The 12,326-nt window shown below is 65.9% G+C and carries 10 protein-coding genes and 1 pseudogene; 7 read left to right on the top strand and 4 right to left on the bottom strand.

Going from position 1 to position 12,326, the window contains the following annotated elements; translation table 11 throughout:
* Positions 1-302: 302 nt before the first annotated feature.
* Positions 303-587, bottom strand: a complete 285-nt coding sequence (locus FVW27_RS19245; protein ID WP_167128398.1) for a peptidylprolyl isomerase — start codon at positions 585-587, stop codon at positions 303-305.
* 152 nt (positions 588-739) lie between these two features.
* Between FVW27_RS19245 and FVW27_RS19240 the strand changes: the two genes are divergently transcribed.
* The 7 genes from FVW27_RS19240 to FVW27_RS19210 all read left to right on the top strand — a co-directional run bounded on the left by FVW27_RS19240 (position 740) and on the right by FVW27_RS19210 (position 10,746).
* Positions 740-2,434, top strand: coding sequence for a 30S ribosomal protein S1 (locus FVW27_RS19240; protein ID WP_208294888.1), 1,695 nt, complete (start codon positions 740-742; stop codon positions 2,432-2,434).
* A gap of 282 nt (positions 2,435-2,716) precedes the next feature.
* Positions 2,717-4,162: a DegQ family serine endoprotease gene (locus tag FVW27_RS19235; protein ID WP_167128395.1), complete on the top strand. Its 1,446-nt coding sequence runs from the start codon at positions 2,717-2,719 to the stop codon at positions 4,160-4,162.
* Between the two features lie 210 nt (positions 4,163-4,372).
* Positions 4,373-5,818 carry an ATP-dependent protease ATPase subunit HslU gene (gene hslU / locus FVW27_RS19230; protein ID WP_167128392.1) on the top strand — a complete coding sequence of 482 codons (1,446 nt, stop codon included), beginning with the start codon at positions 4,373-4,375 and terminating at the stop codon, positions 5,816-5,818.
* A gap of 96 nt (positions 5,819-5,914) precedes the next feature.
* Positions 5,915-6,877, top strand: coding sequence for an acetylglutamate kinase (gene argB, locus FVW27_RS19225; protein ID WP_012611457.1), 963 nt, complete (start codon positions 5,915-5,917; stop codon positions 6,875-6,877).
* A 458-nt stretch (positions 6,878-7,335) separates the two neighbouring features.
* On the top strand, positions 7,336-8,184 hold the full coding sequence (locus FVW27_RS19220) for a split-Soret cytochrome c (RefSeq protein ID WP_167128389.1): 849 nt from the start codon (positions 7,336-7,338) through the stop codon (positions 8,182-8,184).
* A 255-nt stretch (positions 8,185-8,439) separates the two neighbouring features.
* Positions 8,440-8,898 carry a cache domain-containing protein gene (locus FVW27_RS19215; RefSeq protein ID WP_167128386.1) on the top strand — a complete coding sequence of 153 codons (459 nt, stop codon included), beginning with the start codon at positions 8,440-8,442 and terminating at the stop codon, positions 8,896-8,898.
* A gap of 72 nt (positions 8,899-8,970) precedes the next feature.
* The gene (locus FVW27_RS19210; RefSeq protein WP_167128383.1) at positions 8,971-10,746 is read left to right on the top strand and encodes a methyl-accepting chemotaxis protein; all 1,776 of its coding nucleotides are present in this window, start codon (positions 8,971-8,973) and stop codon (positions 10,744-10,746) included.
* 25 nt (positions 10,747-10,771) lie between these two features.
* On the opposite strand, the gene FVW27_RS19205 is transcribed toward FVW27_RS19210, so the two are convergent.
* The 3 genes and pseudogenes from FVW27_RS19205 to FVW27_RS19195 all read right to left on the bottom strand — a co-directional run.
* Positions 10,772-10,978 carry a DUF1737 domain-containing protein gene (locus FVW27_RS19205; RefSeq protein WP_167128380.1) on the bottom strand — a complete coding sequence of 69 codons (207 nt, stop codon included), beginning with the start codon at positions 10,976-10,978 and terminating at the stop codon, positions 10,772-10,774.
* Between the two features lie 110 nt (positions 10,979-11,088).
* Positions 11,089-11,787 carry a substrate-binding periplasmic protein gene (locus tag FVW27_RS19200; protein ID WP_341806184.1) on the bottom strand — a complete coding sequence of 233 codons (699 nt, stop codon included), beginning with the start codon at positions 11,785-11,787 and terminating at the stop codon, positions 11,089-11,091.
* A gap of 341 nt (positions 11,788-12,128) precedes the next feature.
* A pseudogene (locus FVW27_RS19195) lies at positions 12,129-12,326 on the bottom strand (hypothetical protein); the annotation flags it as partial.

The raw sequence follows: 12,326 nt of genomic DNA, 5'->3' as shown, positions 1-12,326 counted from the left end.
CCCGCGCGGCGCGGCGCGCCGCTGCCTGGGTGGCCCAATCGGTCCAATCGGCCCACGTGGGCCGGACGGGCCGGGCTGGCTCTGACAAAAAACGGACAGCCGGGGCGGTGCCTTGCGGGGCAGCCGCCCCGGCCGGGTTGCGGTTCTCTGCATAAACGATGGAGCGCGGCGTGCCCCTGCCGGGCCGCAACGCCTTCCTGATTGAATAAGGCCGCGGTGTTGCCCCGTCCAGAGGGCAGCGGCGGAAGGGCTACCCACGTGCGGGAGTCACAGGGGCCGTTTCCAGATCAGGATTTCCCGGCCTAGCTGCCGGAGCGCGCCGTAACTTCAATCAGATGATGGCCGAACTGGGTGCGCACCGGGCCGAGCACGGTACCCACCTCGCCGGTGAACACGGCTTCGTCGAATTCGGGCACCATGGCGCCACGGGGGAATTCCCCCAGATCGCCGCCACGGCGGCCCGACGGACACTTGGAGTGGGCGCGCGCCACCTCGGCAAAGTCTTCACCCGCCAGGATGCGGGCCTTCAATTCGTTGCAGGCATCCTCGGTATCGACGAGAATGTGGCGTGCCTTGGCTTTGAGCATGGAACCTCCTTGCGAAAATGGCGATTTCTTCACAGTATCGCACGCCGTGGACGGCGACGCAACCACACCGTCGCACTTGCCCTTGCCCTTCGGCGCTGATATTGCGGGTGGACGCCACGCGGCGCATGCCACTTTTCAAGGAGATCGGACTGATGACTGGTGAACGCACCGAAGCCACCGGGCTGCACGCCCAGGAGGCCACCACAGAAACCGGACAGGCGGAAGCCACCGCCCCCGAAGCCACCACCGCGCCTGCCCCGCAGGACATGGCTGGTGACGACGCATTCGACGAGAACGCCAGCTTCGCGGACCTGCTGGAGGCACATTCCGGCGCGGCTGAAACCGTGCGCACCGGCGAACGGGTGAAGGCCACCGTGGTGGCCATCGGCGAGGACACCGTCTTCGTCGCCACCGGAGCCAAGGTGGACGGTCTTGTGGACCGCAAGGAACTGGAAGACGCCGAAGGCAACCTGCCCGTGGCCGTAGGCGACGTGCTGGAACTGTACGTGGTTTCGGCCAACGCCAACGAAATAAAACTGTCGCGCGCCATGGGCGGCCAGGTGGGCCTGGCCCAGATGGAAGACGCCCTGAACGCGGGCATCCCCATTGAAGGCAAGGTTACCGGCCCCTGCAAGGGCGGTTTCAACGTTGAAGTCCTGAAACGCCGCGCCTTCTGCCCGGCCAGCCAGATGGATCTGCGCCCCGGTGCCGAGCCCGACTCGTTCACCGGCCAGACCTTCCAGTTCCTGATCACCCGTCTGGAGCAGAACGGCCGCAACATCGTTGTTTCCCGCCGCATGCTGCTGGAGCGCGAACAGGCCGAATCGCTGAGCGCCCTCATGGAAAACGTGAAGGAAGGCGACGTGCTGGAAGGCACCGTGGCCCGCCTTGCCCCGTTTGGCGCCTTTGTGGAAATCGCCCCCGGCCTTGAAGGCATGGTGCACATTTCCGAGCTTTCGTGGTCGCGCGTGCAGCAGGCCGACGAAGCCGTGAGCGTGGGCGACAAGGTGCGCGTGAAGGTGCTGGGCATTGCCGGTGCGGAAGAAGGCAAGGCCGGCAAGGATTCCCGCAAGGGTCCGCGCATCTCCCTGTCCATCCGCCAGGTGTCCGGCGACCCGTGGCAGGACGTGGCCGAACGTCTGGACGCCGACCAGATCCTGACCGGCAAGGTCACCCGCCTCGCCCCGTTCGGCGCCTTCATCGAAGTGCTGCCCGGCGTGGAAGGCCTGGTGCACCTTTCCGAAATGTCCTGGACCCGCCGCATCAACAAGCCCGAAGAGGCCGTGACCCCCGGCGAGACCGTGTCCGTGAAGATCAAGGAACTGGACCCCGCCCGCAAGCGGCTGTCCCTGAGCCTGCGCGACGCGGAAGGCGACCCGTGGAGCACCGTGGAAGAACGCTTCCCCTCGGGTTCCACCGTCACCGGCACCGTGGAAAAGCGCGCCCCCTTCGGCCTGTTCATCAACCTGGCCCCCGGCATCACCGGACTTCTGCCCAACGCCGTGGCCGCCACCTCGCCCCAGTCCAAGACCTACGCCGGGCTGAACCCCGGCGCGGAAGTCTCGCTGGTGGTGCGCGACCTGGACGTGAAGGCCCGCCGCATCTCGCTGGCCCCGGCGGACGCCACCGGCGAGGACGACGACGAATGGCGCAAGCTTGCCCAGCCCCAGAAGCGCGAGCCGCGCGAAGGGCGCGGGGGCAGCCGCGACGGTGGTCGCCCCGGCGGTCGTGACGGAGGCCGCGGTACGCGCTCCTCTGCCCCGGCCACCGTGGTGTCCGGCGATGCCAGCGGCTTCGGCAGCCTGGGCAGCGCCTTGCAGGCCGCCCTGGACAAGCGCAAGAAATAGCCGCACGACAACTACCGACGAAACGGGGGGGCGCAGGCGCGTTCCCCCGTTTTTTCGCGCCCTCGGCTTGCCCGACCTTCGGCCTCGTTTCGGGGTTCACCCGGTGCAGTCCCTAACGCTGCCCGCAGCGTGGCCCCTGTCCTCCACGGACAAAAAATGTCGTCACGGTGTTTACATCGTACCGGTATGCCCTATTATCTCACCCAGTCGACCCCGCGAACACTGGGGCCGTTGCCGCGGGCACGTCGCCGCCTGCAAACTCCCCCTGCCAAGGAGCCCTACATGGCACGCTCACTTTTCCGTCCCCTCGCCGCCGCGCTGGCGCTGTGCCTTGTGCTTGCAGCAGCCGCGCAGGCCGCGCCCATGCTGCCCGACTTTCGCGAACTGGCGAAGCAGTCGGGCAACGCCGTGGTCAACATCAGCACCGAAAAAACCGTGCAGGCCGCGGAAAATCCGTTCAACGAACTGTTTCGCAACATGCCGCCCGGCACCCCTTTCGACAAATTCTTCGACCAGTTCGAAAAATTCCATGGCCGCCAGCAGCGCCCGCAAAAGCAGCGTTCGCTGGGCTCCGGCTTCATCATTTCGACCGACGGGTACATCGTCACCAACAACCATGTGGTGGCCGAGGCGGACGTGATCCGCGTGAACCTGCAAGGCGCCAGCGGCAAGTCCAACTCGTACGTGGCCAACGTCATCGGCACCGACGAAGAGACCGACCTTGCCCTGCTGAAGATCAACGCGGGCAACTCGCTGCCGGTGCTGCACTTCGGCGATTCCGACAAGCTGGAAGTGGGCGAATGGCTGCTGGCCATCGGCAACCCCTTCGGTCTCGACCACTCGGTGACCGCGGGCATCCTGAGCGCCAAGGGGCGTGACATCCGCTCCGGCCCGTTCGACAACTTCCTGCAGACCGACGCTTCCATCAACCCCGGCAACAGCGGCGGTCCTTTGCTGAACATGGACGGCCAGGTCATCGGCATCAACACCGCCATCATCGCGTCCGGCCAGGGCATCGGCTTTGCCATTCCCAGCAACATGGCCGAGCGGGTCATTGCCCAACTGCGGGCAGAGGGCAAGGTGCGGCGCGGCTGGATCGGCGTGACCATCCAGGACGTGGACGAGGCAACCGCCCGTGCCCTGGGCCTTGGCGAGCCGCGCGGCGCGCTGGTGGGCTCGGTGATGCCCGGCGAACCCGCCGACAAGGCGGGGCTGAAGCCCGGCGACATCGTGCTGAAGGTGGAAGGCGACGACGTGTCCGATTCCAGCCAGCTGCTGCGGCGCATTGCGGCCCTGAAGCCCGGCGACACCACCAAGCTGACCCTGTGGCGCAACGGCCAGACCAAGACCGTCAACCTTACCCTTGGCGAGCGCACGGCGGAACACCTGACCGCCCAGCGCGGCGATGCCGCCCCGGAAAAGAGCGGCAAGGAACAGGCATCCGCCGGGCTTGGCATGAGCGTGCGGCCCGTCAGCGCGGAAGACGCCCGCAACCTGAAGCTGGAAGAAGCGCGCGGCCTGCTGGTGGTTTCCGTCGAGGGCGGCAAGCCCGCTGCCGAGGCGGACATCCGCGCCGGTGACATCATCCTGCTGGCCAACCTGAAGCCGGTGAACACCACCGCCGACCTCACCAAGGTCATCGAGCAGGACGGCAAGAAGCGCGGTGCGGTGATGCTGCAACTGATGCGCCGCGGCCAGACCTTCTTCCGCACCGTGCCCCTGGAATAGCGCGCATAGCGCACACGATCGCAAAAACGGGGAGGAGGCACGCATGTGCCCCCTCCCCTTCCGTTTACGGCCCGGCCCGCGCCCCTGCCGGGCGTTGGCTTTCACCGCCCGCGCTGGTATCGTGCCCCGCACGGCGCCCGCCCCGCCCCGCTGCCACTTTGCGGGCGGGCCACCGACAGAACGAACAACCCGCCTTCGCGCACACCGAACATGAGCAACCTCACCCCTCGTGAAATCGTTTCGGAACTGGACAAGTACATCGTGGGCCAGAACGCCGCCAAGCGCATGGTGGCCGTGGCCATGCGCAACCGCTGGCGCCGCCAGCAGCTGGACCCGGCCCTGCGCGACGAGATAGCCCCCAAGAACATCATCATGATGGGCCCCACCGGCGTCGGCAAGACCGAGATCGCCCGGCGGCTGGCCAGGCTTTCCGCGTCGCCGTTCATCAAGGTGGAGGCCACCAAGTTCACCGAGGTGGGCTACGTGGGCCGCGACGTGGAATCCATGGTGCGCGACCTGATGGAAATCGGCATCGCCCTGGTGCGGGCCGAGGAAAACGAGAAGGTGCGCGTGAAGGCCGAGGCCCGCGCAGAGGAACGCCTGCTGGACCTGCTGCTGCCCGGCGGCGCGCCCCAGCCCCCGCAAACCCAGGGCATGGGCGGCCTGACCTTCGACCTTTCCGGCGGGCAGGCCATTCCCCAGCCCCCGGCGCAGGCCGATGCGTCCCATGCGTCCTCTCCCACGGGCACGGGCACCGGCTCCGCGCCGGACAGCCGCTCCTCCACCCGCGAAAAACTGCGCACCCTGTGGCACGGCGGCAAGCTGGACGACCGCGAGGTGGACATGGAGGTGGAGGAATCCGGTGGGCCGCAGGTGGGCGTGCTGTCCATGCCGGGGCTGGAGGACGTGGGCTCGCAGGTGCGCGACATGTTCAGCAAGGTCTTTCCCTCGCGCCGCAAGCGCCGCCGCATGAAGGTGCGCGACGCCTTCAACCTGCTGACGCAGGAAGAGGCCGACCGGCTCATCGACCACGACCGCGTGTCGGACCTGGCCCGCGAACGGGTGGAGCAGACCGGCATCATCTTCATCGACGAAATCGACAAGATCGCCAGCGGCAGTACCCAGAAAAGCTCCGACGTCTCGCGCGAAGGGGTGCAGCGCGACCTGCTGCCCATCGTGGAAGGCAGCGTGGTCAACACCAAGTACGGCATGGTGCGCACCGACCACATCCTGTTCATCGCCGCCGGGGCGTTCCATTTCAGCAAGCCCTCGGACCTGATTCCGGAATTGCAGGGGCGCTTTCCCCTGCGGGCGGAGTTGTCCGCACTGGGAAAGGACGACTTTCTGCGCATTCTCACCGAGCCGCACAACGCGCTGACCAGGCAGTACACCGCCCTGCTGCAGACGGAGGGCGTGCACATCGAATTCACCGACGACGCCCTGCGCGAAATCGCCGCCTTTGCCGAGGAAACCAACGCCCAGACCGAAAACATCGGCGCACGGCGGCTGTACACCATACTGGAAAAAATCCTGGCCAACCTTTCGTTCGAGGCGCCCGACCGCTCCGGCGACCGGGTCACCGTGGACAGCGACTACGTGCGCGAGCACCTGGCCGACGTGCGCGCCAACAAGGACCTTAGCCGCTACATTTTGTAGTACCGGCTTCCGGTAAAATCCTGCCTTGGGAAACAGGCCCCGTTGCAAGAACCCCAGCCGCTACCTTGCCGTAGCGCACCGCCCGCAGAGAGTGCCATGAGCCAGACCGAACAGGCCGCGTCCTGCTGCGCAGACCCCGCCGCCTACGCCAAGCTCCAGTCCAAGGTGCTCATCGAGTGCCTGCCCTACATGCGCCAGTTCCACGGGCAGACCGTGGTCATCAAGTACGGCGGGCACGCCATGAAGGACGAGGCGCTGAAAAAGGCCTTCGCCCTCAACATCGCCCTGCTGAAGCAGGTGGGCATCAACCCGGTGGTGGTGCATGGCGGCGGCCCGCAGATTGGCCGCATGCTGGAACAGTTGCACATCCAGTCGCAGTTCCGCGAGGGGCTGCGCGTCACCGACGACGCCACCATGGACGTGGTGGAAATGGTGCTGGTGGGCAAGGTCAACAAGGAAATCGTGAACCTGCTGAACCTCAGCGGGGTGAAGGCCGTGGGCCTTTCCGGCAAGGACGGCCAGCTCATCCGCGCCCGCAAGATGGAGATGATCGTCAACGGCGGCAACCATGCGCCGGAAATCATCGACCTTGGCAAGGTGGGCGAGGTGATGCGGGTGGAAACCACCCTGCTCCGCTCGCTGGAGCGCGACAACTTCGTACCGGTCATCGCGCCCGTGGGCGTGGACGAAAACGGCGAGACGTACAACATCAACGCCGACGCCGTGGCCGGGGCCGTGGCGGCGGCGCTGCGCGCCAAGCGCCTGCTGCTGCTTACCGACGTGGCGGGCATTCTGGACAAGCAGAAGGAACTGATCCGCTCGCTGACCACCCGTGAGGCCGTGGAACTGTTCACCGACGGCACTCTGACCGGCGGCATGATCCCCAAGGTGAAGTGCTGCCTGGAAGCGCTGGAAGAAGGCGTGGAAAAGGCCATGATCGTGGATGGCCGGGTGGAAAACTGCATCCTGCTGGAACTGTTCACCGACAAGGGCATCAGCACGGAAATCGTGGGCGAACGCGGCATGCGCGCCGCCGTAAGCTGCGGCTGCCGCCGGTAGGGGCTGCTTCTGAAGTGCCCGCCCGTTGGCAGGCACGCGGAGCATCCCCGCGCCATCTGACAGCCCCCCAAGCGCCACCTGTACTAGCCACCCCCAAGAGGCCGGAAGGACTACCTTCCGGCCTTTTTTTCGCCCTTTCATCACCGCTCCCCATTCAGCCAGTCCCCCCACGGCATCTCAGTTCCCTGTGCGGCTGCCGTTCCGAGCGCATTCCCGCCGTCGCGCCTCTGCCTCCCTGCCAGTGCTTTCCCTTGGTCGGCCTGCAATGTCCGGTTGGCGGCACGACATGCGCGGTTGGCAGCCTGAAAGTCATGTTTGCACCCATCACCTCCCCTGGATTCATGCAACACCCCGTCGTTTCACGTTGTTCATGAAAAGAACAACCATGGAACGCCTCTTGCTGATGCACCACCAATACCGAGCGCGAGTGATCGCTCCTATTTCATCGGAGGAACAGCATGGAACGGATGAACAGAAGAACGATGCTGAAGACCATGGGGGTGCTGGGGTGCGCCACGGGCTGCCTTGCCGGCGGCCTGCTGCCGGGCGCGGGGTCCGTCCTTGCGCCGGAACCGGCCATGGCCGCCACCAGCGGACGCTTTGCCCAGAAGGACGCCCCCTTCTCGTGGAAGCCCCACGTGCTGGATGCCGGGGTCTGCGCGCCCGTGGCCTACGACGGCTACTGGCACCAGGGGTACGGCTGCGGGTACGGGGTGTTCTACGCCATCGTGGGCATGATGGGCGAACAGCACGGCGCGCCGTACAACCAGTTTCCCTTCACGATGCTGGAGGTGGGCAAGAGCGGCATTTCCGACTGGGGCACCATCTGCGGCGCGCTGCTGGGCGCGGCCAGCGCCTTTGCGCTGTTCTGGGGCCGCAAGGATCGCGACCCCATGGTGGCGGAACTGTTCCGCTGGTACGAGCAGACCGCCTTCCCCATGCATGATCCGGGCGCGGCCTTCAAGGGTGTGGGCGGTGCGCTGCCCACCAGCGTCAGCCATTCCCCGCTGTGCCACGTGTCCGTGGGCCGGTGGTGCCAGACGTCGGGCTTTGCGGAAAAGAGCACCGAACGCGGCGAACGTTGCGCGCGCATCACCGCCGACGTGGCCGTGAAGGCCATCGCCATCATGAACGCCAAGCAGGCGGGCACCTTTGCCGTGGCCCACGGCGACCCGGCCTCGGTCACCTACTGCGGCGAATGCCACAACCCAGGCAAGCAATCGCCCCTGCTGAAGGGCAAGATGGACTGTACCCCCTGCCATTCCGGCAGCCCGCATACCGCGGACAAGTTCAGGAACCATCCCTGATTCCTGCGCCCATCCAGCAACACCGCACAACAAAATACCCAACATGACGATGATGACCGGCCAGGCGGACAGCAGTCCTCTTGGCCGGTCTTGCGTGTCCGCGTCCTCCTCACCTGCCAAGCCGCATACACTGACGTTATCCGTTACCCGCCCGTCCTTCGCACCAAGTAATCATGCCCCGCGCGTATCCACCAAGCTATCATGGCACCCATCATATCCATCAGGTGCGGCATGGCCCGCCAAAGGAGACCCCCCATGAGATACGCACTGCGCGCGGCACTGGCCCTGTTGCTCGTGGCAACCCTGTGCACGCTGGCGAGCGCCCAGGCCAAGGGCAGCAAGGATGAAGCCGTCGCCATGGTCAAAAAGGCCGTGGCCTACCTCAAGGCCAACGGACGCGACAAGGCCCTGGCGGAAATCAGCAACACGCAGGGCATGTTCGTCGACCGCGACCTGTACGTGGTTGTCTACGACATGCAGGGCAACTGCCTTGCTCATGGTGCCAATGCCAAACAGGTGGGCAAGAACCTGATGGAACTGCGCGACCCCGACGGCAAGTACTTTGTCAAGGAACGAGTGGAGCTGGGAAAAACCAAGGCCTCGTTCTGGCAGGACTACAAGTTCTCCAACCCCCAGACCAAGCTCATCGAACCGAAATCCATGTACATGGAACGCGTGGACGACCTGCTGGTAGGCTGCGGGGCATACCAGTAAACCCGGACCCGGTGTCCGCATGACATTCGACGCCCGCTGCGAGCGGGCGTCGGCTTTCCACAGGGGGAAGGCATGGGCATCTCGCGCATCGGCACCAAGATCGCAGGAGCCTTTCTGATCGTCGCCGCCATAACGCTCGGGGTGGGTATCATCGGCTATCTCGGCATCAACAGCGCCAGCCATTCGCTTGAAAGCATCGTGGCCAGCCGCATGCCGGGGTTTCCCCACCTTCTGCGCATTGCAGAGGAAATCCGCGAAGTCGTCATTGCCCAGCGCAGCCTGCTGGTGCCCGGCATTTCTCCGGATTTCTCGCGGCAGCAATACGAGGCCATAGAGCAGTCGCGCGCGGCCATAGCGGAGGCCATGGAGAAGTACTCGGCGCTGCCCCGCTCCGAGCGCGAGAACGCCCTGTTCGCGGAGTTCCGCACGCAGCTCGATGTTGGCCGCAAGGGCAACGACGCCCTGTTCGACCTCATCCGCGAGTGGGAAAAGGACAAGAGCGACATTCTGGGGCTGATGGAAATACTGGCGCGCACCACCGACCTGCGCAAGGTGCACGACGCCACGTTTGCCGCCCTGGATGCCCTGACGGATCAGGGGGGCAAGGAATCGGCGGCACTCTACCAGCAGGAGATGCAAAGCGCCTCGCGGCACAAGATCGCCATCGTGGTGGGCATGCTGGGGGGGCCAGTGCTGGCCATGCTGCTTGGCGTGGGCATAACGCTCATGCTCACCCGGCCCCTGCGCCGGGCCGTGGACTACGCAAAGGCGGTCAGCGAAGGCAACCTTGACCGTGAACTGGACGTGCACGCCGCAGACGAGGTGGGCATGCTTGCCGAAGCCCTGCGCCGCATGGTCGTCAGCCTCCGGGGGCTGATCTCCGGGGCCGAGGAAAAGCAGAGGCTGGCCACGGAAGAAGCCCACCGGGCGCGGCTGGCCACGGAAGAGGCGGAACATGTCCGCCGCGAAGCTGAGCTGGCCACCCGCAAGGGCATGATGCTGGCGGCGTCCCGCATCGAAACGGTGGTAGCCAACGTCTCCAGGGCGTCGGAAGAACTGACGCGCCGCATCGACCACACCTCCAGCGGCACTTCTTCGCAGCTCGACAGCGTGGCGCGCACGGCAACGGCCATCGGCGAGATGAGCGAGACCATAGCGGATGTCGCCCACAGTGCCACAAACGCCTCCCACACCGCCGACAACGCCCGCGCAAAGGCACTGGAGGGCGCATCCGTGGTCGGCGACGTGGTGCGCGGCATCGGCCTTGCGCAGAATCAGGCGCTGAGCCTGAAGACGGACATGGCCGTGCTGGGGGAACAGGCGGAAGGCATCGGCCAGATCATGAACGTCATTTCGGACATAGCAGACCAGACCAACCTGCTGGCCCTTAACGCCGCCATCGAGGCGGCACGTGCGGGCGATGCCGGGCGGGGGTTCGCCGTGGTGGCGGACGAGGTGCGCAAACTGGCGGAAAAGACCATGGCCGCCACCCGGCAGGTGGGCGAAGCCATTGGCTACATTCAGGAAGGGACGCGCAAGAACGTGCAGAACGTGGACAACGCGGTGGGCGCCATCAACGATTCGACGCAGGCCGCACAACGATCGGGCGAGACGCTGCGCGAAATCGTGGGGCTCATAGAGGAAACGGCGGCGCAGGTGAGCAGCATCGCGGCAGCCGTAGAGCGCGAGACGGCGGAAAACGACCAGATAGACCACGCCATCAAGGAAGTGGACCGCATTTCGTCATCCATGGCCGAGGCCATGGTGCACGCGGCGCGTGCCATCGGGGATTTGGCGGACCAGGCCCACGAACTGCAACGCCTGGTCGGCGAGATGCAGCAGGGATGATGCCGACGCCCGCAGGCTGCTGGCGCTACTGGGCGGAAAGGTCCATGCCCGGCACGTAGTCCTCGCCTTCCACGTCCTTGACGATGGCCTGCCCGGCGATCACCCGCTTGCGCTCGGCGTCGTAGGTCAGCGTGGGGCCGCCGTACAGTTGCCAGCCCTTGTTCAGGGCCTCGGTGACGCGGTGGCAGAAGGCGGAATCATCAGGGCCGGTCAGATAGCGGTAGAGTTTCATGGCGCGTTCCTTGGCAAGCGATTGGAGCACGGAGTGGAGTGGCCCGTTGGAAAAATCGGATGACGCCGGGTGCGGGCGGTTGAACCCGGGACGGACGGTCCCGGCCCGGGTCAGCGGGTAAGGTGCGCGGCAAGTTTCTGCGGCCCGTATTCCGCGAACAGGGCACGCAGGGTACCGTTGGCCCGCATGCGCGCCAGCGAGGCGTTGACCTGAGGCAGAAAGTCGCGCAGCGAGGCATGCAGCATCACCGTGATGGGTGCGGGGTCGGCAAACACATAGGCCACGCGGAAATCGCTCTCCGACCAGCCTGCCTTGTGCATCCAGTAGGCGGCCTCGTAATCATCCACGATCATGGCGTCGATGCGCCCGACCCGCAGCTTCTGCAGGTTCTGGGTCACGGCGTAGGCGTCCTCGCGGCGCAGCATCCCTGCTTCGAAGGCCTCGTCGAAGCCATCATGGTAGACATAGCCGCCGATGGTGCCCACGCGCATTCCCGCAAAATCGCGCACGGACCGGAACACGCCCTTGGTCCCGGCAGGCACCACCACCATTTCAGTGGCCATCATGAACGGCTCGGAATACACGGCCACGTCGGCAAGCACGCCCTCCCACATGGGCGATGCGCACGGCACCACATTGATCTCGCCACGGCGGAAGGCCGCCTGGCGGCGCGGTTTGGGCATGAAGCCGAACGCCACGTCCAGCCCCAGATCCTCGGCCACCTGACGCAGCACCATGGAACAGATGCCCTCGGCAGACCCATCCGGCCCGGCCATGATGCGCGGCGCCCATTCGTCGGATACGGCCACCAGCGTTCGCGGCGATGGATCACCCGCCAGCGCCGGGCGCACCCCACATGCCAGAAGCGCTGCGCACGACACCACTGCGCATGCCATGCACAGCGCACAAAGATCGCGCCAGACACGCCAAACGCGCCGGACACGCGAAATAATGTGGTGAGTTGTACGAACGCTCATGGCCCGGCGCATAGTCCATCCTGTACACATTGGCAAGGCCACGCCATGTTTGCGCAGCACAGCCGCATTGGGCACGGAAAGCGTCCGTGCCCGATATCGCCTCGCTGGCGATCCATCGGTAGCCCCTCCCCCGACGCAAACGATCATGCTGCGCGGCGGGGGCGCCCCGCGTGTCAGGCGTACTGCCTGCGCCATTCATCCAGAAACAGCAGTGACGTTTCCAGCGGGGTCAACTGGCCGCTGTGCCGGCGCAGGGCGGTGACCACGTCGGCAAAAGCAGCGTCGGCGGGCAGTCCCAGCCGGTCCAGCAGCGCGGCAAGCTCGCGGCGCATGTCCTCGGGAAGGTCGGCGGGCAGGCCTGCGTCGGCGGC

This window comes from Nitratidesulfovibrio liaohensis, assembly GCF_011682075.1.
Taxonomy (GTDB): Bacteria; Desulfobacterota; Desulfovibrionia; order Desulfovibrionales; family Desulfovibrionaceae; genus Cupidesulfovibrio; species Cupidesulfovibrio liaohensis.
The sequence above is the reverse complement of the archived record's forward strand: the minus strand, read 5'-3'. Positions and strand labels throughout refer to the sequence as shown.

Bases quoted from the DNA above. Each gene is read 5' to 3' on its own strand.
- FVW27_RS19245 (WP_167128398.1), bottom strand. From the start codon at position 587: ATGCTCAAAGCCAAGGCACGCCACATTCTCGTCGATACCGAGGATGCC.
- FVW27_RS19240 (WP_208294888.1), top strand. From the start codon at position 740: ATGACTGGTGAACGCACCGAAGCCACCGGGCTGCACGCCCAGGAGGCC.
- FVW27_RS19235 (WP_167128395.1), top strand. From the start codon at position 2,717: ATGGCACGCTCACTTTTCCGTCCCCTCGCCGCCGCGCTGGCGCTGTGC.
- hslU (WP_167128392.1), top strand. From the start codon at position 4,373: ATGAGCAACCTCACCCCTCGTGAAATCGTTTCGGAACTGGACAAGTAC.
- argB (WP_012611457.1), top strand. From the start codon at position 5,915: ATGAGCCAGACCGAACAGGCCGCGTCCTGCTGCGCAGACCCCGCCGCC.
- FVW27_RS19220 (WP_167128389.1), top strand. From the start codon at position 7,336: ATGGAACGGATGAACAGAAGAACGATGCTGAAGACCATGGGGGTGCTG.
- FVW27_RS19215 (WP_167128386.1), top strand. From the start codon at position 8,440: ATGAGATACGCACTGCGCGCGGCACTGGCCCTGTTGCTCGTGGCAACC.
- FVW27_RS19210 (WP_167128383.1), top strand. From the start codon at position 8,971: ATGGGCATCTCGCGCATCGGCACCAAGATCGCAGGAGCCTTTCTGATC.
- FVW27_RS19205 (WP_167128380.1), bottom strand. From the start codon at position 10,978: ATGAAACTCTACCGCTATCTGACCGGCCCTGATGATTCCGCCTTCTGC.